Raw genomic sequence first — 25,046 nt, forward strand, 5'->3', positions numbered from 1 at the left:
GACAACGACTGCCACCGGACGCACTGTTAATACAAAATCGTAATCGAGCCGCTGTAGGACCGGCCCAGCGGACCCTTCGTAACCACCACGTAGTAGTAGGTGCCCACCGCTGCGGGCTGGCCGTTGATGTCGCCGCGCCACTCGTTGGCCCGGCTGTAGTTGTTGGCCGAGAAAACCTGGTTGCCCCAACGGTTGAACACGGTCACCGTGTTGTCCGGGAATTGCTCGATGAACTCAATCTGCCAGGTGTCGTCGCGCCCGTCGTTGTTGGGCGTGAAGGCGTTGGGGATGCGAATGGGGGGGCGCACCACCACCGTAACTTGGTCAGAGTCGGTGCAGCCGTCTGCCCCGGCCGACAGGGTGTAGGTCGTGGTTACGGTAGGCGAGGCAGTGGGCCGCAACGGGTCGTTGGGCCGGAAGGTGAGGCTGGCCGACGGCGTCCACGTCACGGGGTAAATGCCATCGGCGCGGCCTTCCAGCGTTACGGAGGTGCCCGCCAGAATCTCCTTGTCGGGGCCGGCATCCACATCCACCGGCGGCTGAATGCGCACCGTTACGCCATTGGACACAACCTCAACGGGCTGGCCGCAGGCGTTGGTGGTGCGCAGCCGCAGCGTCACCGTCTGGCCCTCGCGCAGTGTGGTGCTGGTGAACACCGGACGCGTCTCGCCCGCCACATCGGCGCCGTTTACCTGCCACTGGTATTGAGGAGCCGAGCCGGGTTCGGTCACGGTGGCGATGCTGAACGTAATCGGCGCACCCAGGCAAACGGGCCCGCCCGGCTGGAACGTAATCAGCAGAGTAGGCGCCGGCGTGGGCGTGCGCGTCACCGTGACGGAGGCCGAAGCCGGGCCCGTGCTGCACAGCCCCGCCGTGGGCGTCACCGTCACCCGCACCACGTCGCCGGTCACTACCGTGCTATTCGTGAAGATAGGCCCGCTGGCCACGGCTACATTATTGACAAACCACTGAAAAGTAGGGCTGGCGCCCGCGTTGGTGGCCACCGCCGTAAAGGTCAGCGGAGTGCCGGGACACACCACGGGCGGAGTAGCCAGGGTCACAGCAGTCGTTGCCAGGGGCTGCACCTGTATTGTCACCGCTTTAGAAACTGCTGTGCTGCAGGTGCCGGTACCCGAAGTTACCCGGCGTCGGAAGTAAGTGGTGGCCGAGAGCGGGCCGGGGGAATAGTTAGGCCCGTTGGCGTTCGCTATGGCACTCCAGCTTAAGTTATCCAAAGAAGACTCCCACTGATACGCAAACGTGCCGGTGCCGCCACTAGCCGGGTCGCTGCTGCTGAGCGGGGCTGGTGTGGCGCCTGCGCAGATGGTTTGGTCGGCCGCAATGGTACCGGCCACCAGTGCCGGCAGCACCGTGAGGGTGACGGAGGGCGTAATCTCCGGCCCGCACAGCCCGGAGCTAACCCGGCGCCGGAAGGAGGTGGTAGCCGTGAGCGGACCGGGAGCATAGGTTTCGCCAGTAGCGCCGGCAATGGCCGTCCAAGGACCGTTATCCGTCGGCGACGATTCCCATTGGAAAGCAAGCGTGCCGGTGCCACCCGTGGCCGGGGCGGTGCTGGTGAGTGGGGCTGGGGTGGTGCCCGGGCACAGCGTCTGGCTGGCGCCAATGGTGCCAGCAGTCAACGCCGGCGTCACGGTGATGGTGACCACGTTGGAGAAAACGGGAGCACAGGCAGTGCCCGCGCTGGCCTGACGCCGGAAGAACGTAGTAACCGTGAGCGCTCCAGGGGCATACGTCAACCCATTAGCCCCACCAATGTTGCTCCAGGTAGTGTTGTCCGGCGACGACTGCCATTGGTAGGCAATGGCACCCGCACCGCCAGCAGCCGGAGCGGTGCTCGTGAGTGGTGCAACGGGGCTGCCAGCGCACAGGGCCTGGCTGGCCGCAATGCTACCAGCCGTTACGGCGGGCTCTACGGTCACTTTCACCACATTGGAGGGCGGAGCAATGCAGATACCGGAACGTACCTGGCGCCGGAAAAAGGTGGTGACTGAAAGCTGGCCGGGCGCAAAGGTCTCGCCGGTAGCGCCCGCAACAGCGGTCCAGGTAGTGTTGTCGGGCGAAGATTCCCACTGGTAGGCAAACGTGCCGGTGCCGCCCGTGGCCGGGGCGGTGCTGGTGAGCGGGGCGGCGGGCGTGCCAGCGCATAAGTTCTGGTCAGCGGCGATGCTGCCCGTCGTCAGCGCCGGCGTCACGGTGATGGTAACGACGTTGGAGAAAACTGGTGTGCAGGCCGTACCGGAGCTGGCCCGGCGCCGGAAGTTGGTGGTAGTGGCTACCTGGCCTGGCGCATAAGTTGCCCCGGTGGCGCCCCCAATGGGTGTCCACGTCACGTTATCCGCAGATGACTCCCACTGGTAGTCAATGTTGCCCGCGCCGCCCGTGGCTGGCGTTTCGCTGGTGAGGGGAGCGGCAGGCGTGCCCGCGCAAAGGGCTTGGCTAGCAGCAATGGTACCTGCCGTCAGGGCGGGTACTATGGTTATCGTTACTACGTTGGAAGGCGGGGTGGTGCAGGGGCCGGAGCTCACCTGGCGCCGGAAGGAAGTGGTAACCGTAAGCGGGCCGGGGGTATAGGTAGCGGCCGTAGCACCGGCGATGGCTGTCCAGGGGCCGGTGGCCGTTGGAGAAGATTCCCACTGGTACGCAAACGTGCCAGTGCCGCCCGTGGCTGGGGTAGCGCTGGTGAGCGGGGCAGCGGGGCTGCCGGCGCACACGGTCTGGTCGGCGGCAATGCTGCCCGTCGTCAGCGCCGGCGTCACCGTGATGGCTACCGAGGGGGCAGTAGGTACGGATTCACAATAGAGGCCTGATTGGTCAGGCAGCAGTAACTGAGCGAGCCGACGGAAATAAGTTATGCCAACCGGGAGCGAATTTGGCGGCGTGTAGCTGGGCCCGGTGGCTCCGCTGATGTTTGTAAAAGTTGTGTTATCCGATGAGGATTGCCACTGGTAAACGAGCGGCAGACCGGCATCGCCCGAAGCAGCCGTCGTGCTGGTGAGCGGGGCCGGCTGCGTTCCAGCGCATATTGTCTGGGGAGCCGCAATACCGCCCGGCAGGGGTAGCGCTGGTACTAAGATACTGCCCGAGCTTTCGCGGCAAAAGCAATCGGTCGTGATGCGTAGCGTTACGGTGTAGAGACCAGGCGTAGCGTAAACGTGAACGGGATTTTCCTCGGTCGAGGTGGCCCCGTCGCCAAACTTCCAGGAGTAGGTTTTTCCGTCAAAGTCAATGGGCGGGGCCTTAAAGGAGATTTGCCGGCAACCCGTTATCTCCGCCGAAGGGCCCACGCGCAGCAGGGAGCTCTGGTTGAAGTTGACCAGACCCAGGCCACTCAGGCGGCCGTCCAGTTTCAGGCTGTCGTCGGCGTAGCGGGCCTTGGCTCCCAGCGAGTCGGGGGAGGCGATAAAGCCCAGGGCGGGCTGGTTGTCGCGGGCCACGTAAATCTTGCCATCAGGCGCGGCCTGCAGCGAGCCCAGGTCGACGGGTGTCTTCTGCTTAAGCGGAATGTCCTGCTTGGTGACCGGCCCGTTGCCACTAATGTCGAATTGCAGTAGCTTGGGCGGGTTGCGCACCGTGGCGTAAAGGTAACTGCCGGGCGAAAACCCCACCCCGTAGTATTTCCCTTCGCCACGGTCCACAACGAACGGAACCTGCGGGTTGGCGCTCACCTGACCCGTGCCAGTATTAAACCCAAACAGCTCGACGGTGCTGCTGCTGTCGCCCAGCACTTCGCTGTAGCGGGCCAGGGCCAGCCGCTTGCCATCGGGAGTCACCTTCATCTGGCCTTTGTAGCCCAGGGCCGCCACGCTCGGCGCGTGCAGGCTGCCAACGGTCGAAATAATGGGAATAGTATCCACGCCGGTTGTCAGGCGCACGCGGTAGGCCAGAAAAGCATCGCCGCGGTTATTGTAGCCAGTCTTAGCGGCGCCCCAGCCGTGCGTGATAACCCAGATATCGCAGCCATTTTTATGGAATACGCCCGTTAGCTTCTCCGCGGTGCCGCGGGCCAGGGGCTTGTTTTTGGTAGCGGCCGTAACGGTGCCCGGGCCACCACCTGCGGGAAGCACAATTTCCGAGTAGCTCAGGCCCACGGTGCTATTGAGTGTGAAGAGCAGGTAGCGCGTCGGTTGGCCCGGCAACACAATGCCCGGCACTCTAATGGGCAGCGGGCCGTCGGTGGTGGTGCTGTCGCCAGCCAGCCCCCTGCCGTTGGTCATTACAGTGCCATCGCCGTTCCAGACGGTTTTGCCGTTGCTGTAGAAGAGGATTTTGCCATCCTTATCCGACATCACGCCTGAGCCGGCAGGAGCAATCATCGCCCCATCAGTGAGCACTTTCGGAGGAATGGAGTCGGTAGCCTGGTTGAAGTCCAGCCCCGCCTTGAAGCCGAAGTACCAGGTGTTGGCAAACTTCTCGTCGGCCGCGCACTCCGGGGGCGGCGTGCCCTGTGCCTGTGCCGTGGTAGCCGCGCCGCTTACCAGCAGGAACAGCAGCGTGAAAAACCACCCAAATGCACGTCGGCAATCAGCAATTAGGCCCGATACAGGCCTGCGCTGTGAGAAACCATTCGAACTAGACGGGACAAGATGCGGTAGCTCTGCAAGCATAAGGTAGCAGGTAAGGAAGCGAATAGGTAAGCGCGAATCAACACGAAAAGTGCCGCCTACCACTTTTGTAAAGAACGTAATCCAATGGCTGGTTATTGCCAAAATGCGCCACCAGCTGGTTTTAGTAAAGCTACGCACTGCCCACTTGTTTTGTGCAGAACAAAGGCTGAATAGTAATACCGGCCTGAATTAGTGTTCATTCACCAATCAGAACGAGCTTTTCCATACAAATGCCCCCAACCGGCGGCACTTTCTTGGCAAAAAAATGCTCCCTATTGGCCCGGCCACAGCTGCACCGGCAGCGGGTCGGGGCACCGGGTCAGCAACTCCGCCACCGACAAACCCAGCTGTGGGTGCCGCAGCTGCGGCGCAATTTCGGCCAGCGGCACCAGCGCAAAGCGGCGCTCGGCCAGGCGGGGGTGGGGCAGGGTCAGGTCGGGCTCGTCGATGACGGCATCGGCGTACAGAAGGATGTCCACGTCGAGGGTGCGGCTGCCCCAGCGCTCCAGCCGCTCGCGGCCCGCCAACTGTTCCGTGGCCAAACACAGCTCCAGCAGCTGCCGGGCCGGCAAGGCCGTGCGCACAGCCAGGGCCTGGTTGAGGAACGCGGGCTGGTCTTCGCGGCCCCAGGCGGCGGTTTCATAAAGGGCCGAAGCGGCCAGGATTTCGCCAGCCGCTGCCAGTTGGGCCTGCGCCGTATGGAGCAGCGCCGCTCGGTTGCCGAGGTTGCTGCCCAGCAGCAGGTAGGCTACCACCGGGCGGCTCATGCCTGGCGCTTAAAAAAATCGGCCGTCTGCTGGGCCACCAGCTGAGCGGGTTCGGGCAGCGTGCCATTGGACCACGGATGCGCCCCACCAAACATGTGCCCCGCGCCGGGCACCAGCACCAGCTCGGCGTTGGGCTTGAGCGCCAGCAGGGCGTAGGCCGCCGCCGAGGGCACGGTTTCGTCGGCGTCGCCGTGCACCAGCAGCAGGGGCTGAGGTAGGTTGCGCACGTGGTGCGGAATGTCGAGGCGTGGGCGGTTGGCGAGGTAGTCCTCCACAATCTGGTAGTGCAGGGGCAGGTCCTGGCCGGTGCGCATGTTGGGCACGTGTAGCACGCCGGTGCGCTGCCACTCCTGCAGCATGGGCTCGGGCCAGCGCTGGTCTACGTCGGCGATGCCGGCCCAGGTGGCCACGGCCCGCACGCGCGGGTCCTCAGCCGCTTTAAGCAGCACCAGACCGCCGCCCCGGCTGTGGCCGGCCAGATACAGGCGGCTCAGGTCCATTTCGGTAGTGGGCACGGGCAGGAAGTCGGCCGCAAACAGGGCGTCGATAACCTGGCCAATGTCGTCGAGCTCGATGCTGAAGTTGTTACGGCCAAAGGCTTCCAAATCCTCCAAATCGCCGTTGCCGCCCACCACAATGCCGTTGTGCGAGAGGTTCATCTTCACAAAGACAAAGCCCTGCTCGGCAAAAAAATCAGCCAGCATCGGGAAGTGGCCCCAATCCTTAAATCCTTTGAAGCCATGCACGAAAACCACCACCGGTTTGGGCTGACCAGTAGGCCGGTACGTGGCATCGGCCTCAAACGGCCGGCCGTGGCGCGTGCCCGTGAGCAGAAAGGGGGTATGAGTGAGCATAGGCGAAGGTAGGGCGTTTGCGGCGGCAGGATAAGCGGGTGAGTAGGCCAGAACGTGGCGCTGTCCCCAAACCTCCTGCCTGCCTCGCCGCTTATGCCCTGCCCAGACTCCCCGGTTCTGCCGTATCATTGTCGCCGCAATGCCCCACACTCACCCCACTTTCACCCTCGACCAGATTCAGGCGCCCATTGCAGCCGAAATGGAAGAGTTTGAACACAAATTCCGCCAGTCGATGCGCACCAAGGTGCTGCTGCTCGACAAGATAATGGGCTACATCGTGAAGCGCAAAGGCAAGCAAATCCGGCCGATGTTTGTGTTTCTCACGGCCCGTGCTACCCGCGCCGAACCCGCCACCGGCGACCCCCTGCCCGATGCCACGTTCCGCGGAGCGGCCCTCATCGAGCTGCTGCACACCGCCACGCTGGTGCACGACGATGTGGTGGACGAGAGCAACTACCGCCGCGGCTTCTTTTCCATCAATGCGCTCTGGAAGAACAAGATTGCCGTGCTGGTGGGCGACTATCTGCTGTCGCGCGGCTTGCTGCTGGCCCTGGAAAACGACGACTACGACCTGCTCAAAATAGTGAGCAACGCCGTGCGCGAATTGAGCGAGGGCGAGCTGCTGCAGATTGAGAAAGCCCGCAAGCTCGACATCACCGAGGACGTGTACTTCGACATTATCCGGCAAAAAACAGCGTCCCTCATTGCCTCCTGCACCGCCGTGGGCGCGTCCTCCGTGGGCGCCGACAAAGAGGTGATTGAGCGCGCGCGCCTGTTTGGCGAGAAGGTGGGCATCGCCTTCCAAATCAAAGACGACCTGTTTGACTACGGAACCGCCGAAATCGGCAAGCCGGTGGGCATCGACATCAAGGAGAAAAAGATGACGCTGCCGCTGATTTATGCTCTGCAGCAGGCCAGTTGGCTGCAAAAGCGCAAGGTTATCTTCAACGTGAAAAACAACGACGGCCACCGCGACCGGGTGCAGCAGGTCATTGAGTTCGTGAAGCAGTCGGGGGGGCTGGACTATGCTGTGGCCACCATGAAACGCTACCGCGACGAAGCGCTCAGCATCCTGCACACCTTCCCCGAGTCGCCCAGCCGCACGTCGCTGGAGGAGCTGATTAACTACACAATAGAGCGGGAAAAATAGACCACGGATTGGCGCGGATTTTAGCGGATTTCACGGATTTTGTGGACGAATAGGACGAAATCAAAAAAGCCGCTCATAAGAGCGGCTTTTTTTTGCATTGCATAAGTGATAAAGCCAAGATTGGCGCAGCGTTCACAAAATCCGTGAAATCCGACTAATCCGACTAATCCGAGCCAATCCGTGGTCCGGAATTATTGCGCAACCTGATAGCTCACTTCTTTGGCGTCGCTCACTTTGAAGGTCACGCCGTCGAAGGTGCTGTCTACTTCCAGGGAGTGGGTAATGTCGCAGCCGGGGCACTTTATTTCTTCGATTTCGTGGTTTTCGGCGTGCTTGGGGGAGTCGGCGTGGTCGTTGGGGGCGGGCACACCGATGAGGTCGGTGAAGACTTCGGTGTTGCACGACGAACATTCAAATTTGAGGCCTACGGCGCGGCCTTGCAGGTCGGCAAGCGGGGCGGGGGTGCTGGAGTTTTGCTGAATCCACATAAGAGAGAGGGGGTTAAGGAAAGGAAGGAAATGGCGCGGGCCGCGGCCCGGGTTGGTTTACGCGGGCAGGTAGAAAATAGATGAGACGGGCGCGCGGGTGGCTATTTTTGGGGGTCGTATCTCATTGCGGCTCCCTCATGGCCGAAGCCGAAAACCTGGATAAAGTGGTAGCTGGCCCGTTTTTCCTGCCGCGGGTACCGCGCTGGCGCTCCCTGCTGCGCTCGTTTGCGCTGGCCAAAGACCCCCTGCCGGTGCTGGACGACACCCTGGCTCGCTACGGCGACACCGTGGAGCTGTTCATCGGCGGCGTGGAGAAGAGCATCCTCACCCGCGACCCCGGCCTGACCCAGCACATTCTCCAGAAAAACCACCGCAACTACGCCAAATCCAAGTTCACGCAGGGGTTCTCGCGCTACGTGGGCCACGGGCTGCTCACCAATGAAGGGCCCGACTGGCTGCGCCAGCGCCGGCTCATTCAGCCGGGCTTTCACCGGCAGCGAGTGGCCGGCCTCACCGGGCTGATGCAGGAAATAATAACCGAAACCCTGGCGCCGCTGGCCGCGCAGGCCGCCAGTGGGGGAGGCGCCCTGGCCGTGCCCGCCCACGAGCTGATGACGCGGCTCACCTTTCGCATCATAGCCCGCTCGGTGTTCAGCACCAGCTTTCCCGAAGCCGAGCTGGACCGGCTGGCGGGCCTCATCACCGAAATTCAGGCGTTTTTCGTGCGCTCCATCCGGCAGCCCTACCTCAAGCCGTGGTTCCAGCTGCGGGGGCAGTTTGGCTACCACGACGCCCTGGCGGCCGAGCTGCGCACGCTGCTGGCCCGGTTCATTGACCAGCGCCAGCAGGCCAACCAGCAGCCCGATGCCACCCCGCCCGACGACCTGCTGCAAATGCTGCTCGACGCCCGCTACGAAGACACCGGCCAGCCCATGACCCCGGCCCGCGTGCTCGACGAAGCCCTCATTCTCCTCATTGCCGGCCACGAAACCAGCGCCAACGCCCTCACCTGGCTGCTCTACCTGCTGGCCCACCACCCCGCCGAAGCCACCCGCATTCAGCAGGAAATGGGCACCGTGCTCCAGGGCCGCCCGCCCACCTTCGACGACCTGCCCCGCCTGGGCCACGCCCTGCACGCCGTGCAGGAAGCCATGCGCCGCTACCCGCCCGCCTGGATGGTGGACCGCGTGGCCCTGGCCGACGACACCTATCAGGGCCTGCACATTCCCAAAGGCACGCTGTTTTCGCTCTATTTCTACGGCCTGCACCACCACGCCGGGTACTGGGACCAGCCCCAGGAGTTCCGGCCCGCGCGGTTTGCGCCGGGCGCGGCGCGGCCCGTGCAGCCCTTTGCCTACGTGCCCTTTGGCGGCGGGCCGCGCCTGTGCATCGGCATGCAGTTCGCCCTCACCGAAATGCAGCTCGTGACCCTGGAGCTGTTGCGGCAGTTTGAGGTGGAGTGGGTGGCCGGGCAGCCTCCCGTGACCATGCAGCCGCTCATCACCCTCCGTCCGCGGGGCGATTTTCAGGTTCGGCTGCGCCTGGTCTGACCGGAGGCGCGCCGGGAAATGGGCTGTTTTAGTCTTCTGGCCTGATTTCTAGGCTTGCAAATGATACGTCAAAACCGGTGGAAATGCGTTGGTGGCCACGGTTTCGGCAATGCTGGTTTCAAAGAAGCGGCTCAACCCCGAGCGGGCGTGGGTGGGAACAACCACCAAATCGGCTTTCACTTGCTGGGCATACTGCTCGATGCCGCTCGTGGTACTGGCCGCCTTCACTATTTCTATCACAACGTTCGACAACCCCACCTGCTCGGCAAAGACCTGAATGTGCTGCTTGCCCGTGGTGGAGTTGGCATCGGACACAATGTGCAGCAAGTGCACCGTGGCGTTGGGGAAGGCGGCCACCACCCCGCGCAGGCCCTCAATAGCCGTGGCCGACTCTTCGGTGAAATCCGACGGGAACACAATGTTGCGCACCTCGAAACGGGCTTGCTGGTGCTTGATGGTAAGCACCGGGCAGGGTGCCAGGCGAATCATGCGCTCGGTGTTCGACCCCACAAAAAAGCCTTCCATGGCACCGTGGCCCTGGGCGCCCATCACCACCAGGTCGGTGCCGTGCTTCTCCACGGCGGCCAGAATGCCATCGCCGATGCGCGAAACTTCCACCGTGTCCTGCACCGAGACGCCGGGGGCGAGGCCCTGCGCCTCCTCTTTTAGAGCGGCCATGCGGCGCTTGGTTACCTCCATCAGCTTGATGGTAAACAACGCATCCATGCCGCCGCCGCTGTTTGGCAGTTCCGACCCATTCACCGGCCCGCCATAGGCACTGAAATTGGCCGTGGTTGATTCCGGTGCTTCGAGCACGTGCAGCAGCGTCACGCTGCCGCCCGTGTGCTGCGCCAGCTGCAAGGCCACTTCGTAGGCGTGGTGGGATTCGGCCGAAAAGTCGGTGGGGACGAGGATGTTTTTCATGGCTGAAAAAGGAGAAAGGGCCAGAACAAGCCGCCGTGTCTATCACGCCGCACGTCGTCCTAATCAAGATACGGAAAAGAGCCAAGTTTGTCTCACGCTCATGTATGCCGATTGATTAGGCCCTGTCTTCCTCGCCAACTTGGGTCGCCGGAACGCATAGCACCGCTTCGCGCTGCTGCGTTCCTGACCTCCGCATGTGCGCTACTCCTTCAGCAGCTTGTCTACTTCGCGGTTGAAGCTGGCAATTTCTTCCTCGTAGTACTTGCCCGTGCCCGGCCCCGAAAAACCGCTGTGAATATTTCGCACGTTGCCCTTTTTATCCAGGAAAATCATGGTGGGAAAAGCCAGGAATTTATCCAGCTGCGGCAGTGATTTAGCCACCGAGTCCTTATCGGACACGCCGGCCACCGCCAACTCGTAGCCGATGTTGAACCGCTCGCGCATGTTGCGCAGCCGGGCCGAGGCCACTTTGTAGTCGGCGCTGCGCTCGTAGCCCAGGCCGATGACTTCCACGCCGCGGCTCTTGTTTTTCTCGTACCACGGCGCCAGGAAGTTGGTCTCGTCCATGCAGTTGGGGCACCACGAACCAAGGATTTGGACAACCACTACTTTGCCCTGGTACTTGGGCGCGGTAGGTTCCACCACGCCGCCCTCAAAAATGCTGGGGAACTTGAAGTTCAGCCGCGTCTCGCCCTTTTTGAGGTAGGTGAGCGTATTGGCATCGGGGAGTTTGGCAGTGGGGTCGAGCACGGCGGTCCAGGTTTCGTGGCTTGATTTACCAGAGTAGAAGTCGCCTTTTAATTCAGTGATGGTTTGTTTTGGCGCCGTAATCTTGGTAGGCTTGGCGGTGAACAGAAAACCATGGTTTCCATCGAAAGTTGACAGCATCAAAACCGGTTGGTTTTCTCCGGTCACAAGGTTGCCCGTTAGGTAGCGGTAGTCACCGGTAGTCGTAAGGAAAGTGCCGTTAACCGAACCCTTTTCACCGTAATTGAAGACCCCAACGGCAGGGTAGGATTTGCCCTCTGCATCGGTGAAAGTTACTTTATAGGTGCTGTTCTGGCCAGCATCTGCGCCCAATACCGGTGCTGAAGCCTTGTCATTCGACGCTTCGCCGGTGAACAGCGGGGAGCCGGTTTCACTAGGCTGCGCCGTCATCGGCACGCGGTACGGGTCCTTGGCATCGTACTTCACCCAGGTGCCTTTCAGCTTGTCCGTGCCATCGGCCCGCACCACCAGCGCGGCGTCAAACGTGTGCAGGCGGATGGTCGTCGAGTCGCCGGCCGAGGTGATTTCCTCGCAGCGCAGCCGCTCCTCGCCGTCCAGTCCTTTATTGATAAGGTAAACCACCGGCTTGCCGGCTTCGGTTTTTACTTCAAACAGAAAGGGGATTTCCTGGCCCTGCGTGGCCAGCACCCCGCGCCAGGGGCCGGGCGTGAGCACGGCCGCCGCGGTGCCGCCAGCGGCCGCCGTTTCGGTAGTAGCGGTATTGGACTGGCAGGCTCCCAGGCCCAGGCCCAGCGCGGCCGTGGCCACTAGGCGAACAATGGATGTATTCATAAGTAACCGCAAAAATGCAAACGGAAGCTCCACAACCGCGACCTGAGCCAATAGGTTGCCGCCCGCCGCTGCCTTGCCATCGCCCGGCTACGGCTCCCGCCCCGGCTTACTTTACATAACGCCACGCCCAAATCCTGCGTTAAGCGTAGTAGAAACGGCTTCTGTGTATTCCGGTTAGGTCCAACCTAGCGCACGTACTACATTTGCACCAACACATTATTTACCTACGCATCCTATGGCTTTCGACCTGGAAATGATTCGCGCCGTGTACGCCGGCATGGGTTCCCGCATCGAGGCGGCCCGCACCGCCGTGGCGCGCCCGCTCACCCTCACCGAGAAAATTCTCTACGCCCACCTTTTCGGTGGCGAAGTAAAGCAAGCGTACGAGCGCGGCGTTTCCTACGTTGATTTCGCCCCCGACCGGGTGGCCATGCAGGACGCCACGGCCCAGATGGCCCTGCTTCAGTTCATGCAGGCCGGCAAGCCCACCGCCGCCGTGCCCAGCACCGTGCACTGCGACCACCTCATTCAGGCCAAGGACGGCGCCACGCCCGACCTGGCCGAAGCCAACACCGAGAACAAGGAAGTGTACGACTTCCTGGCCTCGGTTTCCAACAAGTACGGCATCGGCTTCTGGAAGCCCGGCGCCGGCATCATCCACCAGGTGGTGCTGGAGAACTACGCATTTCCCGGCGGCATGATGATTGGCACCGATTCCCACACCCCCAACGCGGGCGGCCTGGGCATGATTGCCATCGGCGTGGGCGGTGCCGACGCCGTGGACGTGATGGCCGGCATGGCCTGGGAGCTGAAGTTCCCGAAGGTGATTGGCGTGAAGCTGACTGGCCGGATGAACGGCTGGACCTCGGCCAAGGACGTGATTCTGAAAGTGGCCGGCATCCTGACCGTGAAAGGCGGCACGGGCGCCATCGTGGAGTACTTCGGCGACGGCGCCGAAAGCCTCTCGGCCACCGGCAAGGGCACCATCTGCAACATGGGCGCTGAAATCGGCGCCACCACGTCGGTGTTCTCCTACGACGAGAAAATGGGCGACTACCTGCGCGGCACCGGCCGCGCCGACATCGCCGAGGCCGCTGCTGCCGTGCGCCAGCACCTGCGCGCCGACGACGAGGTGTACGCCCAGCCCGAGCGTTTCTACGACCAACTCATCGAAATCGACCTCAACACGCTGGAGCCCTACGTGAACGGCCCGTTCACGCCGGACGCCGCCTGGCCCATCTCGGAGTTCGCCGCCGCCGTGCGTGAGCACGGCTGGCCCGAGAAGCTGGAAGTAGGCCTCATCGGCTCCTGCACCAACTCCAGCTACGAGGACATCACCCGCGCCGCCAGCATTGCCGCTCAGGCCGTTTCCAAGGGCTTGACCGTGAACGCTGAGTTCACCATCACGCCCGGCTCGGAGCTGGTGCGCTACACCGTGGCCCGCGACGGCCTCCTCGACACGTTCTCGCAGATGGGCGGCGTGGTGCTGGCCAATGCCTGCGGTCCGTGCATCGGCCAGTGGGCCCGCCACACCGACGACCCCAAGCGCAAGAACTCCATCATCACGAGCTTCAACCGCAACTTCGCCAAGCGCAACGACGGCAACCCCAACACCCACGCCTTCGTGGCTTCGCCCGAAATCGTGACGGCCTTCGCCATCGCCGGCGACCTGACTTTTAATCCCCTCACCGACACCCTGCCCAGCGCCAACGGCCCCGTGCGGCTCGACGAGCCGGTGGGCGTGGAGATGCCACCCCGCGGTTTCGCCGTGGAGGATGCCGGTTTCCAGGCGCCCGCCGCCGATGGCAGCGGCGTGCAGGTGCTGGTGAGCCCCAGCTCCGACCGCCTCGAACTGCTCGAGCCCTTCAAGGCCTGGGAAGGCACCGACCTGAAAGGGTTGCGCCTGCTCATCAAGGCCCAGGGCAAGTGCACCACCGACCACATTTCCATGGCCGGCCCGTGGCTGAAGTACCGCGGCCACCTGGACAACATCTCCAACAACATGCTCATCGGGGCCACCAACGCCTTCAACGGCAAGGCCAACGAGGTGCGCGACTTCTCGACCCAGGGCGACGGCTACACCACCGTGCCCCAGGCAGCGCGCGGCTACAAGAGCATCGGCGTCGGCACGGTGGTGGTGGGCGACGAGAACTACGGCGAAGGCAGCTCGCGCGAGCACGCCGCTATGGAGCCCCGCCACCTCGGCGTGCGCGCCGTGATTGTGAAGAGCTTCGCCCGCATTCACGAAACCAACCTGAAAAAGCAGGGCATGCTCGGCCTCACCTTCGCCAACAAGGCCGATTACGACCTGATTGAGGAAGGTGACACCATCGACATCCTGGGACTGACCAACTTCGCGCCCGGCCAGCCCCTGCAGGCCCGCCTGCACCACGCCGACGGCGACACCGACTTGATTACGCTCAACCATACGTACAACGAAGGTCAAATCGAGTGGTTCAAAGCCGGCTCGGCCCTGAACCTGATTCGCTTGAAGGAAAGCGGCTCGGCGCAGTTGTCGTAGAAGTAATAGCTGCCTTTAAAGTAGCTTAAAGTAGCAACGGCCGCCTCAGGATTCTGGGGCGGCCGTTTTTTGTTTGAACTTGCACCCAATGAAAGCTAAAATTCAATACTTGTGCTTGCTGCTATTTGCCGGATGCAGCGCTTCGTCTCAGTCTTGTCCAGAGGGAATTAATTTACTGCCCATGTATGCAAGGGCCCAAAAGTGTCCGGAACAAGTCCAAGCAGACAAAGAATTCTTAGCTGAGTGCGACGAGCAATTTCCCAATAGAGTGCTTGCTTCCCAGCACCATGCAAACAAAGGGTGGGAGTATTTTGAGCAGCGGCAAATAGACCCTGCGATAAAGCGGTTCAACCAAGCTTGGCTGCTCGATAGCACCAATGCGGTGGTTTATTGGGGCTTTGCGAGCGTATTGGGCAGACGGCAGCAGTACCGGGCATCCGTTTCGCTATTCAAAAAGAGTCTGGCTATGAACCCTAAAGAAGCCAATGCGTGGCGGGATATGGCCGTAAGCTACGGACAGATGTTTTTTCAGACCAAAGACATTGCGCTGCTCCATAAAAGCATTGACGCTTTAAAAACCTGTGTGAAGCTAGACCCACAGAACGCGTTGGGTTATGGTGGGCTGGTGGGCGCGTATGCCTATTTTGTGCAAAAGGATAGCGCCAGAAAATATTTGGCAATAGCGGACCGTCTCAACCCATCAGCAGTCAATCCTGAGGTACGGAAGACAGTAACGGAGTAGTCAGCGTCGCCAGTGGGGGCACAGCCTTCTACACTAGGTAGGCAGCTGCCGCGTTTCTTCCGCCGCGAAGTGCCGCATGCGGTAGCAGTTGATGGCCGTAGTGCCGAGCTGGTCGATGAGGCGGTAGTTAGCCACGGCGCCCACGGCGGCCCCGATAACGGGCACGAGCTGGGCCATTTTGGCCAGGTCGATGTAGTCGCGGTATTCCTGCTGGAACGTGCGCCAGTCGAACTCGTGCACGTCGGTGGGCAGGGTGTGGCGGTAGGTGTCCCAGGTGGCGAGGCGGCGGTAGGTGTCGTTGCGGGTGTGCTGGCTGCTGAAGGCCAACTGGAAGATGTGCAGCAGGTAGAGCCGTTCGGTGTAGTCCTTCACGTCGTAGCCGTAGAGCGCCGCCACGTCGAAGAGCAGCTTGAGCTTGAGGCTAAGCAGCAGGGGGAAATCGGCGAGGCCCAACAGGAAGCCGCCCGCGCCCGTGATGGCGCCCTCGGTGGTGGCCATGGTGCGGTAGTTGCGCACCGCACTGCGCACTGCAAACTCCCGCGCCGCCAACGGGCTGGCCAGTACCGGCTGCCGGGTGGTGTGCTGGGAGCCAAACAACACGCCCCGCACCATCTGCTTGATGGCTGCCGTGATGGCCACGTGCACCCGTTCGGGCAGCAGGGCATTAAGCCGCACCTGCACCCGCCGAGTGAAGCGGTTCATGAACGAGGGCGGCCGCTGCATTTGCTGCTGCCAGGCTTGCATTTCGGTGTGGGCCTGCTGTTCGGCAGAAGACATAAGGTGGGTAGGGATTGATGGGTGCGCTAAGCTACGAGGGTTGATTTCGGGAAGTTGGCCACCGCCCGCAGCCCGACGCATGCGCCGACCCGCAGAGTTTGCGCTAAATATCCGACTGCAATTAATTACACAATAATACTAATGTAATATACTGAATGTGAGTAAGAAAGCCAATAGCTACTGGCTAAAAACTATTGGCTCATTACTTATGCAGTTTCTTTGCCCAGATATGAAGCAGCAGGCCATTTTCAATTGGAGCGGAGGCAAGGACTCCGCCCTGGCGCTCTACAAAGTGCGGCAGGCGGGCCAGTACGAGGTGCAAACATTGCTCACCAGCATCAGCGAGCCGTACCAGCGCATTTCCATGCACGGCGTGCGCGTGGCGCTGCTCGACCAGCAGGTGGCCAGCATTGGGCTGCCCTGCCACCTGCTGGTGCTGCCCGAAATGCCCACCATGGAGGCCTACGAGCAGCACATGACCACCACGCTGCAGGACCTGCAACGCCAGGGCGCAACGGTGTCCATCTTCGGCGATATTTTCCTGGCAGACCTGCGCCGGTACCGCGAAGAGCAGCTGGCCCGGCTCAGCCTGCAGGCCGCGTTTCCGCTGTGGGGCGTGCCCACCACGGCGCTCATCCGCGAGTTTCTGGACCTGGGTTTCAAAACCATTACCACCTGCGTCAACGAAAAATACCTGGACCAAAGCTTCGTGGGCCGCGTGATAGACGAACAATTTCTGCGCGACCTGCCCGCCGGCGTGGACCCCTGCGGCGAGAACGGCGAGTTTCACACCTTCGTCTTCGACGGGCCCATTTTTACCCGGCCCATTGCCTTTGAAAAGGGTGAAGTGGTGTACCGCAAGTACACGCCCGCTCCCAAAGCCGACAATTCCGGCTACGACTGCGCCGAGCCCGACGAGCCCAGCCCGTTCGATACCGGCTTCTGGTACTGCGACTTGCTACCCCGGTAGCTGCCCCGGACCGGGCAGCCCAACTCCGGAGGCGAATGAATTTCAGCCATTGCGGCAGTTTCATCCGTAAAGTGCGCACGGCGGCTTGTGCTGGCGCCGGCAGCCGATGGCGGCACATTGCCAGCCAGCGCAAGCGCCCGCTGCTTTGGCACGGCCGGACACTTTACTTCAATTCATGTCCATTACCCTTCGAAAAATAGTAAAGCCAGTGGGCTACGCGGTTGGCGCACTGCTTGGCGTGGCGGGTCTGTACGTAGGCACCGCCTTCGTTCTTTCGCGCATCACCGTGCCCAAAGCCCAACCCCAGACCCCGCGTGATGTGCTGGTGTACCTGCACAGCAACGGCGTGCACACCGACATTGTGGTGCCCGTGAAGAGCCCGCAAATGGACTGGAGCCAGCTGCTGCCCTACCGTAACATCCCTTCCGGCGACACCAGCCTGCCTTATCTGGCTTTTGGCTGGGGCGACAAGGGCTTTTACCTCGACACGCCCACCTGGGCCGAACTTAAGTTCAGCACGGCCTTTGTGGCGGCGTTCTGGCTGGGGTCTTCAGCCATGCACACCACGTACCTGCCACAGTTAGAGTCCGGCCCCGACACCGTGCCGCTCTACCTCAGCCACGACGAGTACGCCCGGCTCATTGCCTACATCAAGAAGGGTTTCCGCTACGACGCCGACGGCCGCGCCCAGCACATCAAAGGCCACAGCTACGGCCAGGACGACGCTTTTTATGAAGCCCACGGCGTGTACAGCTTCCTCTACACCTGCAACACCTGGACCAACAACGCCCTCAAGGCCTCCGGCCAGAAAGCCTGCCTCTGGACCCCCGCCGAGTACGGCATTCTCTACCAGTACGGCAAGTAGCCCGGGCTGGCAGCGCCCGCCCGATACGGCGGCGCTACCACCCGCTCACCCCCAAACAAACCGCCCCGCTGGCTGCAACGCCAACGGGGCCAAAATGGGTAGGAGCCATCGAAACGATGGGTGATGCTAGGATTTAGTTAAGCCACACGTCTGCTACTTGCTCGAAGCGGTGGGCGGCAAAAGCCCCGTAGGGGCGCTCAGCATAAAAGCCGAGGACGTGAACCTGGGGCTCACCCGTGCGGACGTGTGGCAGTACGCGCACGGCGTACACACGGCCGGCCTCGGGCCAGTCACCAATGTAGTCGGAAGGGCGTTGCGCATCATTCACACAACGGGCGAATTGCTGCATTGGCAGCGGCGTAGGGAGCTTTACTTTAGACATAATCAAAGATACAAACTATTTAATAAACTAAAAAGATTGGAAAAGTCTTTTTTAGGCTTATTTAAGGAGAAAGAAATCAATTGTATCGTAAAATTATAACTATAATGCGAATTATTTTCATATACGAAGTCCGGGGGCGAACGGATTGCGACGCCTTACAGAACTATTTACTAAATTAATTAGTAAATAGCAGTCCCAACCGCTTTACACCGACGGTTGTGCCTGTTTATGGTTGCTTCGCTGCACGATTTCATTGCCTCTGCCCACGTCTTCACGCCCGAGTTGCCGCTGTTTGGTTGCGCTATTCCGGCTGGTTTTCCCTCGCCGGCCGACGACCACCTCGACGCGCCGCTCGACCTCACGCGGCACCTGTTTCGCCACCCGGCTTCCACCTTTCTGGCCCGCGTGAGCGGCGATTCCATGATAGGAGCGGGCATTCACCCCGGCGACCTGGTGGCCGTGGACCGGGCCCTGCGTGCCGCCCACGGCAGTATTGTGGTAGCCGTGGTAGAAGGCGAGCACACCATCAAGCGCCTGCAGATGCGGGCCGGCCACGCCTGGCTGGTGGCGGAGAATCCGCGGTACCCGCCGCTGGCCGTGGACCACAGCGTCGGCCTGGTTGTCTGGGGCGTGGTCACGCACGTTATTCACGCACTGGGCGGGGGCCAGCCCACGGGCTGAGCGGCCCGCTAAGCTTAACTACAAAATCAGCCATTTTATTTATTACAACCCGTGTACGCGCTGGTAGATTGCAACAATTTTTACGTGTCCTGCGAGCGGGTTTTTGCGCCCCAGCTGGAAGGCCGGCCCGTGGTGGTGCTGTCGAATAACGACGGCTGCCTCATTGCCCGCTCCGACGAAGCCAAGGCGCTGGGGCTGAAAATGGGCGAGCCCTACCACCTGGTGCGGCCGCTGCTGGAACAGCACCGGGTGCGGGTTTTTTCGTCTAATTATGGCCTGTATGGCGACATGAGCCGGCGCGTGGTGCAGGTGCTGAGCCGGTTTGCGGTGGGGGTAGAGGTGTATTCCATCGACGAAGCCTTTTTGGACTTCCGCGGGATGGGGCTGCTCGAGAAAGACCTGCACGCCTACGGGGTACGGGTGCGCGACACTGTGAAGCAGCACACGGGCATTCCTACCTGCGTTGGCATCGCCCCCACCAAAACATTAGCAAAACTAGCGAATAAGCTGGCCCGTAGGCTCGGTACCAACGGCGTAACGCTCTTTGAACACCCGGACCAGTGGCAGCAGGTGCTGGCCCAAACGCCGGTTGAAGAGATTTGGGGCGTTGGACGACGCTATGCCAAAAAGTTGTACGATTTAGGTATCTGCACCGGGGCGGCCCTGGCTGCCATGCCGGAACACTGGATGCGCCGGCACTTGGGTGGCGTGGTGGGCCAACGCCTGTGGCGCGAGCTGCACGGCCAGCCCTGCCTGGAGTGGAACCCCGCTCAGTGGGACGATGATGACCACCTGCACCCCGCCGCCTCCGGCCGCCACAGCGTGGCCTGCACCCGCTCCTTTGGCCGGCCCCAGCACGATGCCGCCGTGCTGAGCGAAGCAGTGGCCACCTTCGCGGCCAAAGCCGCCGAGAAGCTGCGCAAAAACGGCCTGGCCGCGCACCTGGTCACCGTCATCCTAGGCACCAGCAGGTTTGCGGCCGGTCCCGACCCCTCCACGCACACCGCAGTAGTCAGCCTGCCCGGCGCCAGCTACGACGTGAGCGTGCTCACGCAGGCCGCCCTGCGCGGGCTGCACCGCCTGCGCCGCCCCGGTGTGGCCTACTGCCGCGCCGGGGTAGTGTTTAGCGGCCTCGAAACGGCCGGGCAGAAGCAGCTGGGCCTGTTTGCCGGCACCGCCCCCGACCAGCAGCGCAGCCAGCGGCTCATGGCCACGCTCGACGGCCTGAACGCGAAATTTGGCCGGCAGCTGGTGCGCCTGGCCGCGGCCGGCGCCGCCAAAAAGCCCGATGGCAAACCCCGCGAGCCGGCCTGGGCCGGGCGGTCAGCGCACCGGTCTCCGCTCTATACCACGGTGTGGGACGAGCTGTGGCAGCTGCGCTAAGAGACTTCAGCGCAGCTGCACGGCGCGGGTAAGCACGCTTCTGGCGCCCAGTGCCCGCACCATGTAGAGGCCTGACGCCAGGCCCGCCAGGCTCAGGGTTGCGGTGCTTCCGCCGCCGGTTTGCCGTCCGACTAGCTGCCCCAGGGTATTAAAAATTGTGATTTCCCGAAGGCCAAACTGCGGCGGCAGCTCCACTTGCAGTGGTCCAGTGGTGGGGTTGGGATATACATTAAAGCCCAAGGCCAGCACGGATGGCCGGGAGGGTAGCAGCGTGGAGTAGGCCTGCGCGGCGGCATCGGCCGCGGCCTGAAGCTGCGGCAGGCTGGAGGCTGCCAGCACGGCAAACACAACCGTGGTGGAGTCGCCGGGTGCCAGCCGGGCGAGGCGGCTGCCCACTACCTGCGACACGTCGGCGCCGTTGGGGAGGCCGGCGCTGCGCTGGGCGCGGGCGGTGCCACTGCTCAGGGTCAGGAATTTCTCAGCCGCGGAGAAGCCATCGGCAAACCGCACGGGCGAGCCCACGGGCGCCGCGTTGTTGATGGAATACACGGCTGGCTCGCCTCCGCGCAGCAGCTGCACTCCGGCGTATTGGGCCGGCGTGCTGGCCGCGGCAGGCAGCCCCGGTACGTAGCAGTAGCCCAGCGCCCGGGTGCTGTCCCAGTTGGCCACGTTGCGGCCCGTGCCGTCGTCCGTGGGCAGGTCCCAATCCATAAACAAGCCCGAATAAAGCGGCTTCAGGGTGTCGGCCGTGAGGTTCTTGAGGGAGTATTCCAGCACCACAAAATCGCGCCGGCCGGGTGTGCTCCAGGCATAGGCGCGCTGGCGCACGGCCACACCCACGCTCCGGATGCGGCTGCCGGCCACCGGAATGGTATCCTGAAAAGCCACGCGGGCCTCTTGGTCGGCGCGCGGGCCAGGACGCTGCTGCGTGGCCTGGCGCAGGCTGAAAAACGACTGCCGCGCCTGGCCGCCGTTGGTGCGCAGGCGGTCCGACACGCGGGTGGGGGTAGTGGCCAGCAGCAGGCCGCCTTCGCTGAGCACGCTGCCGCTGCCCTTGTAGCTGACGCCCGCCCCGATGCTGCCGCTCAGGTTGTCGTAGCCAATGTTGCCACGGCTGGTTAGGGTCAGAGTCAGGTCGTTGGCGTCCAGCACCACGTAATCAGGGTTCAGCAATACCTCTACAAATTGGTCGAGCTGGTAGCCGCCGCTGGCCGTGAGACGGTAGCGCAAGGTGGCCTTGGTATTCAGCGGAATGCCGCTGGCAGCCACCACCAGACGAAAAGGAGCTGCGGCGTTGTCTGTCTGGGCCAGCGTGGGCAGGTCGCCCGCCGCAAAGTTGCCCTGCTGCACCACCAGGTGCGGCGAGAGCGAGGTGAGCGTAACCGTGAGCCCGGCTACGGGCTGCAGCAGATTCTGTACGCTGGCGCTGAGCGTCAGGGTCTCGCCGCGCATGTAGGCCTGACGGTCCGGGCTGAAGGTGCTGCTGATTACGCGGGCTTCCTGCCGGGTGGTTTGGGTGAGGGCCCGCAACATGTTGAGGCGGCCCGCACCCAAGCGGCCGGCCCAAGCCGCGTTGGCAGCCAGTCCGTCGATGTTGTCGGCGGTTTGGCGCAGCTGGGCGGCTACCTGCGCGGCGGTGTAGCGCGGGAACTGCCACCGGACCAGCCCCGCGGCGGCCGCCACCATGGGCGCGGCAAACGAGGTACCGCCCACGGCCACATAATCGGCCTCGGCCACGCCGCCACCCGACACCGTGTGGTAGCCCTGGGTGGTGAGAATGCTCGTGCCGGGCGCCGTGAGGTCGATGCGATAATTGTAAGTAGCACTTCCTGTTTTCTGGTCGGTGCTGCTCACGCTCGATACCGAGATGACGTGGTCGTAGGAAGCAGGGTAGAAGCGCAGGTCGGCGTTGGTGTTGCCGGCGGCGGCCACCAGCACGGCGTCGCGGTTCACGGCGGCGTAGGTGATGACGTCCTGCTCGAAGCGTGAATAACCGCCGGGCGCGCCCCAGCTCATGTTTATCACCTTGCAGTTGTGGTCGGCGGCGTACACAATGGCTTCGAAGCCGGCAAAAGTGCCGGTGGGCGTGTTGGGGTAAATGTTGAGGGGCAGAAACCGGCACTGGTTGCCCACCCCGGCAATACCCCGGCCGTTGTCGACGCGGGCGGCGGCCACCCCGGCCACCAGCGAGCCGTGGATGATGTTGATGTCGTAGCCGGCATCGTTATCGTTGTTGGCCAGGTCCCAGCCGGTAAAATTGTCCACGTAGCCGTCGTTGTCGTCGTCGAGGCCGTTGATGGGGTCGGCGTAGTTGTGCTTAATCTGCTGGCGCAGGTCCTCGTGGCTCAAGCGCACCCCGCCATCGGTAATTCCAATGACAATGGCGCTATCGCCGCGCGTAATATCCCAGGCGCGATAGGCCCGAATTTGCTTGAGGTAGTACTGGCTGGCCGTTAGGCTGGTGAGGGTGGAGTCGGCCAGCGGGTCGTTGGGCTGGTACAGGGGCTGGCGGATGTAGAGCGGCTCGACGTACTCCACGGCACCGGTGGCCAGCAGCACCGCGCGGGCCCGCGTCAGGCTGATGGTGGCCGGGATATGAAACTGGTAGATGCCCCGCAGGTCTACGCTGCCGGGCTTCTCCACATCGGGGGCCATGGTGTGCGGAAATTTCTGCCGCACATCGTGCGCTTCCAGCGTCAGCAGGGCTATTTCCAGCGCTGCAGCGGGCTGGCCGGTGCGCAGCTTTACCACCAGCCGGCCCGGCACGGTGGGTGGGTCCGGCGCTGCCGCTGCCGGCTGAACGAAGGCCACCGTAAGTAAAAATAAGAATAGGCGTAACGCGTTTCGCATCAGGCAGAAGGATAGAATATAATGGGATAGTAAAGATAGGCTTTTAAGTAGCTCCGATGCATTCGGACTGCGCAGGATGAGCAAATAAAAACGCAGCTTGGTTGTGAAGTGGTTCTGCAGGGCGGGGCGGGAGAAGTAGTGGTCCGCGGCTGCCATTAAAATGGCAGGCTTTATGGCAAGACAGTTGCCCCGCCGTAACTTGCGCACCGGCCCCGGCCACGCATTCACCGTCATCCGTCAACCCGTTTCACCCCCGATGATTAACAAGCACCAAGCTACCCTCGACGCCGCTGTGCAAGCCCTGCACGGGCGCACGTTCTTCGCCGCCTTCCCCGAAAACCCCTCGCCCGACATTTACGGAGCCGACGCCGACGCGCAGGGCCGCGAAAATTTCGCCGCCATGCGCGGCCAGCGCTTCACCGAGCTGCAGCAGGGCGAGCCCACTGCCTGGGTTGGGCAGGAAGAGTCGCCCTACGAGCAGCAGTCGCTCGACATCAAGTACCCGTTCTACGCTCCCGAAGTCCTGGTTCAGAACGCCCAGGGCGCTTTTGACGAGTGGCGCAAGCTGAAGCCCGCCCTGCGTGCGGCCCTGCTCACCGAGGCGCTGGAGGGCATGCGGGCCCGCTTCTTTGAAATTGCCTACGCCACCATGCACACCACGGGGCAGGCCTACATGATGTCGTTTCAGGCCAGCGGCCCCCACGCCGCCGACCGCGCCCTGGAAGCCATTGCCGCCGGCTACGAGGAGCAGACCCGCTTCCCCGAAGACACCCGCTGGGAGAAGCCCATGGGCAAGTACAGCATCGCCCTGCACAAGACCTGGCGCGCCGTGCCCAAGGGCCTAGCCCTGGTCATTGGCTGCTCCACATTCCCTACCTGGAACACGGTGCCGGGCATGTTTGCCAGTCTTGTGACCGGCAACCCCACCATTGTGAAGCCCCACCCCAAGGCGGTGCTGCCCATCGCCATTGTTATTGCCGAGGTACAGAAAGTGCTCAAGGAGCACGGCCTGAACCCCTGCATCTGCCAGCTGGCCGTGGATGCCGACGACCACCTCATTGCCAAGGACCTGGCCGAGAACCCCGCCATCAAGCTGATTGACTACACCGGCGGCTCGCAGTTTGGCGAGTACGTGGAGGGCCTGAAGAACAAAACGGTGTTCACCGAGAAAACCGGCGTCAACAGCATCATCATCGACAGCTGCGACGACCTCGACAAAGTGGCCCAGAACCTGGCCTTCTCCGTGAGCCTGTACTCGGGCCAGATGTGCACCGCGCCGCAAAACTTCTTTATTCCCGCCACGGGCGTGAAAGTGGGCGATGTGCTGGTGCCCTACGAAGAAGTGGTGCAGAAAATCTCGGCGGCCGTCACGGGCCTGGCCACCAACCCCAAGGCGGGCCCCCACGTGCTCGGCGCCATTCAAAACCCGGCCACGCACGAGCGGGTGAAGCAGCTGGCTTTCGACGGCGGCCGCAGCATTCTGGCCCACGGCACCGTGGACAACCCCACCTTCAAAAACGCCCGCACCTGCTCGCCCAGTATTTTTGAAGTAGATGCCAGCCGAGTGGAGCAGTACAGCCAGGAGCTGTTCGGGCCCATCATGCTGGTTATTAAGACTAAAGACACGCAGGAGAGCATTCGCCTGGCGGCCCAGCTGGCCCGCGAGCACGGCGCTATTTCCTGCGGTGCCTACACTACCGATACCGCCATCAAAGAGCAGATTATGGACGAGATGAGCCTGGCCGGCACGCCCGTCAGCTTCAACCTCACCGGCGGCATCTACGTGAACCAGAACGCGGGCTTTTCCGACTTCCACGTGACCGGCGGTAACCCCGCCGGCAACGCCAGCTTCACCAACCCGGAGTTCGTTATCAAGCGCTTCACCTGGGTGGGTTTCCGTGAGCCAGTGGCGTCGTAATTACCGCCCGCTATTCCATGCAAAAGGCCCCGACTTCAA

18 protein-coding genes are annotated in these 25,046 nt (G+C 62.5%); 9 read left to right on the top strand and 9 right to left on the bottom strand.

Features of this window, described 5'->3' with window-relative positions:
* Window positions 1-26 precede the first annotated feature (26 nt).
* From BEN48_RS19995 to BEN48_RS02580, 3 genes are all read right to left on the bottom strand, one after another.
* Window positions 27-4,625, bottom strand: a complete 4,599-nt coding sequence (locus tag BEN48_RS19995; RefSeq protein WP_083320689.1) for a T9SS type B sorting domain-containing protein — start codon at window positions 4,623-4,625, stop codon at window positions 27-29.
* A gap of 272 nt (window positions 4,626-4,897) precedes the next feature.
* Window positions 4,898-5,392 (bottom strand): 2-amino-4-hydroxy-6-hydroxymethyldihydropteridine diphosphokinase, encoded by a 495-nt coding sequence (folK, locus tag BEN48_RS02575; RefSeq protein WP_070732641.1) that lies wholly within the window; start codon window positions 5,390-5,392, stop codon window positions 4,898-4,900.
* Window positions 5,389-6,246, bottom strand: a complete 858-nt coding sequence (locus tag BEN48_RS02580; protein WP_070732644.1) for an alpha/beta hydrolase family protein — start codon at window positions 6,244-6,246, stop codon at window positions 5,389-5,391. The genes folK and BEN48_RS02580 overlap by 4 nt, the downstream gene beginning before the upstream one ends.
* A gap of 139 nt (window positions 6,247-6,385) precedes the next feature.
* Between BEN48_RS02580 and BEN48_RS02585 the strand changes: the two genes are divergently transcribed.
* Window positions 6,386-7,396: a polyprenyl synthetase family protein gene (locus tag BEN48_RS02585; RefSeq protein WP_070732648.1), complete on the top strand. Its 1,011-nt coding sequence runs from the start codon at window positions 6,386-6,388 to the stop codon at window positions 7,394-7,396.
* Between the two features lie 191 nt (window positions 7,397-7,587).
* On the opposite strand, the gene BEN48_RS02590 is transcribed toward BEN48_RS02585, so the two are convergent.
* Window positions 7,588-7,884: a hypothetical protein gene (locus BEN48_RS02590; RefSeq protein WP_070732651.1), complete on the bottom strand. Its 297-nt coding sequence runs from the start codon at window positions 7,882-7,884 to the stop codon at window positions 7,588-7,590.
* A gap of 137 nt (window positions 7,885-8,021) precedes the next feature.
* Here BEN48_RS02590 and BEN48_RS02595 point away from each other — a divergent pair, with 137 nt between their 5' ends.
* Window positions 8,022-9,434, top strand: a complete 1,413-nt coding sequence (locus BEN48_RS02595) for a cytochrome P450 (protein ID WP_070732653.1) — start codon at window positions 8,022-8,024, stop codon at window positions 9,432-9,434.
* A 48-nt stretch (window positions 9,435-9,482) separates the two neighbouring features.
* Here the strand turns inward: BEN48_RS02595 and BEN48_RS02600 are convergent, their stop codons facing one another.
* Together BEN48_RS02600 and BEN48_RS02605 are read right to left on the bottom strand one after the other, a co-directional pair.
* A complete protein-coding gene (locus tag BEN48_RS02600) occupies window positions 9,483-10,358 on the bottom strand; it encodes a universal stress protein (protein ID WP_070732655.1) in 876 nt (291 codons plus the stop codon).
* A gap of 201 nt (window positions 10,359-10,559) precedes the next feature.
* Window positions 10,560-11,918 carry a peroxiredoxin family protein gene (locus tag BEN48_RS02605; RefSeq protein WP_070732657.1) on the bottom strand — a complete coding sequence of 453 codons (1,359 nt, stop codon included), beginning with the start codon at window positions 11,916-11,918 and terminating at the stop codon, window positions 10,560-10,562.
* 235 nt (window positions 11,919-12,153) lie between these two features.
* Between BEN48_RS02605 and BEN48_RS02610 the strand changes: the two genes are divergently transcribed.
* Window positions 12,154-14,439 (top strand): aconitate hydratase, encoded by a 2,286-nt coding sequence (locus BEN48_RS02610; protein ID WP_070732658.1) that lies wholly within the window; start codon window positions 12,154-12,156, stop codon window positions 14,437-14,439.
* Window positions 14,440-14,527: 88 nt separating this feature from the next.
* Window positions 14,528-15,181 carry a tetratricopeptide repeat protein gene (locus tag BEN48_RS02615; RefSeq protein WP_070732660.1) on the top strand — a complete coding sequence of 218 codons (654 nt, stop codon included), beginning with the start codon at window positions 14,528-14,530 and terminating at the stop codon, window positions 15,179-15,181.
* Between the two features lie 33 nt (window positions 15,182-15,214).
* Here the strand turns inward: BEN48_RS02615 and BEN48_RS02620 are convergent, their stop codons facing one another.
* Window positions 15,215-15,958 carry an EcsC family protein gene (locus tag BEN48_RS02620; RefSeq protein WP_070732662.1) on the bottom strand — a complete coding sequence of 248 codons (744 nt, stop codon included), beginning with the start codon at window positions 15,956-15,958 and terminating at the stop codon, window positions 15,215-15,217.
* Window positions 15,959-16,187: 229 nt separating this feature from the next.
* Between BEN48_RS02620 and BEN48_RS02625 the strand changes: the two genes are divergently transcribed.
* Together BEN48_RS02625 and BEN48_RS02630 are read left to right on the top strand one after the other, a co-directional pair.
* On the top strand, window positions 16,188-16,928 hold the full coding sequence (locus tag BEN48_RS02625; protein ID WP_070732663.1) for a Dph6-related ATP pyrophosphatase: 741 nt from the start codon (window positions 16,188-16,190) through the stop codon (window positions 16,926-16,928).
* Window positions 16,929-17,103: 175 nt separating this feature from the next.
* Complete coding sequence (locus BEN48_RS02630; protein WP_070732665.1) at window positions 17,104-17,793, top strand: TIGR02117 family protein; 690 nt, start codon at window positions 17,104-17,106, stop codon at window positions 17,791-17,793.
* 133 nt (window positions 17,794-17,926) lie between these two features.
* Here the strand turns inward: BEN48_RS02630 and BEN48_RS02635 are convergent, their stop codons facing one another.
* Window positions 17,927-18,175 (bottom strand): hypothetical protein, encoded by a 249-nt coding sequence (locus BEN48_RS02635; RefSeq protein WP_070732667.1) that lies wholly within the window; start codon window positions 18,173-18,175, stop codon window positions 17,927-17,929.
* 228 nt (window positions 18,176-18,403) lie between these two features.
* On the opposite strand from BEN48_RS02635, the gene BEN48_RS02640 reads away from it, so the two are divergent.
* Together BEN48_RS02640 and BEN48_RS02645 are read left to right on the top strand one after the other, a co-directional pair.
* Window positions 18,404-18,856 (top strand): LexA family protein, encoded by a 453-nt coding sequence (locus tag BEN48_RS02640; protein WP_070732717.1) that lies wholly within the window; start codon window positions 18,404-18,406, stop codon window positions 18,854-18,856.
* Window positions 18,857-18,907: 51 nt separating this feature from the next.
* Entirely contained in the window at window positions 18,908-20,239 is a 1,332-nt protein-coding gene (locus tag BEN48_RS02645) for a Y-family DNA polymerase (RefSeq protein ID WP_070732669.1), read from the top strand.
* 6 nt (window positions 20,240-20,245) lie between these two features.
* Here the strand turns inward: BEN48_RS02645 and BEN48_RS02650 are convergent, their stop codons facing one another.
* Window positions 20,246-23,050, bottom strand: coding sequence for a S8/S53 family peptidase (locus BEN48_RS02650; RefSeq protein ID WP_070732671.1), 2,805 nt, complete (start codon window positions 23,048-23,050; stop codon window positions 20,246-20,248).
* Window positions 23,051-23,345: 295 nt separating this feature from the next.
* Here BEN48_RS02650 and paaN point away from each other — a divergent pair, with 295 nt between their 5' ends.
* Window positions 23,346-25,007: a phenylacetic acid degradation protein PaaN gene (gene paaN, locus BEN48_RS02655; RefSeq protein ID WP_070732673.1), complete on the top strand. Its 1,662-nt coding sequence runs from the start codon at window positions 23,346-23,348 to the stop codon at window positions 25,005-25,007.
* Window positions 25,008-25,046: the final 39 nt, after the last annotated feature.

This window comes from Hymenobacter glacialis (assembly GCF_001816165.1).
Classification (GTDB): domain Bacteria; phylum Bacteroidota; class Bacteroidia; order Cytophagales; family Hymenobacteraceae; genus Hymenobacter; species Hymenobacter glacialis.

Excerpts from the sequence above, each read along its gene's own strand:
- BEN48_RS19995 (WP_083320689.1), bottom strand. The coding sequence starts at position 4,625 with ATGCTTGCAGAGCTACCGCATCTTGTCCCGTCTAGTTCGAATGGTTTC.
- folK (WP_070732641.1), bottom strand. The coding sequence starts at position 5,392 with ATGAGCCGCCCGGTGGTAGCCTACCTGCTGCTGGGCAGCAACCTCGGC.
- BEN48_RS02580 (WP_070732644.1), bottom strand. The coding sequence starts at position 6,246 with ATGCTCACTCATACCCCCTTTCTGCTCACGGGCACGCGCCACGGCCGG.
- BEN48_RS02585 (WP_070732648.1), top strand. The coding sequence starts at position 6,386 with ATGCCCCACACTCACCCCACTTTCACCCTCGACCAGATTCAGGCGCCC.
- BEN48_RS02590 (WP_070732651.1), bottom strand. The coding sequence starts at position 7,884 with ATGTGGATTCAGCAAAACTCCAGCACCCCCGCCCCGCTTGCCGACCTG.
- BEN48_RS02595 (WP_070732653.1), top strand. The coding sequence starts at position 8,022 with ATGGCCGAAGCCGAAAACCTGGATAAAGTGGTAGCTGGCCCGTTTTTC.
- BEN48_RS02600 (WP_070732655.1), bottom strand. The coding sequence starts at position 10,358 with ATGAAAAACATCCTCGTCCCCACCGACTTTTCGGCCGAATCCCACCAC.
- BEN48_RS02605 (WP_070732657.1), bottom strand. The coding sequence starts at position 11,918 with ATGAATACATCCATTGTTCGCCTAGTGGCCACGGCCGCGCTGGGCCTG.
- BEN48_RS02610 (WP_070732658.1), top strand. The coding sequence starts at position 12,154 with ATGGCTTTCGACCTGGAAATGATTCGCGCCGTGTACGCCGGCATGGGT.
- BEN48_RS02615 (WP_070732660.1), top strand. The coding sequence starts at position 14,528 with ATGAAAGCTAAAATTCAATACTTGTGCTTGCTGCTATTTGCCGGATGC.
- BEN48_RS02620 (WP_070732662.1), bottom strand. The coding sequence starts at position 15,958 with ATGTCTTCTGCCGAACAGCAGGCCCACACCGAAATGCAAGCCTGGCAG.
- BEN48_RS02625 (WP_070732663.1), top strand. The coding sequence starts at position 16,188 with ATGAAGCAGCAGGCCATTTTCAATTGGAGCGGAGGCAAGGACTCCGCC.
- BEN48_RS02630 (WP_070732665.1), top strand. The coding sequence starts at position 17,104 with ATGTCCATTACCCTTCGAAAAATAGTAAAGCCAGTGGGCTACGCGGTT.
- BEN48_RS02635 (WP_070732667.1), bottom strand. The coding sequence starts at position 18,175 with ATGTCTAAAGTAAAGCTCCCTACGCCGCTGCCAATGCAGCAATTCGCC.
- BEN48_RS02640 (WP_070732717.1), top strand. The coding sequence starts at position 18,404 with ATGGTTGCTTCGCTGCACGATTTCATTGCCTCTGCCCACGTCTTCACG.
- paaN (WP_070732673.1), top strand. The coding sequence starts at position 23,346 with ATGATTAACAAGCACCAAGCTACCCTCGACGCCGCTGTGCAAGCCCTG.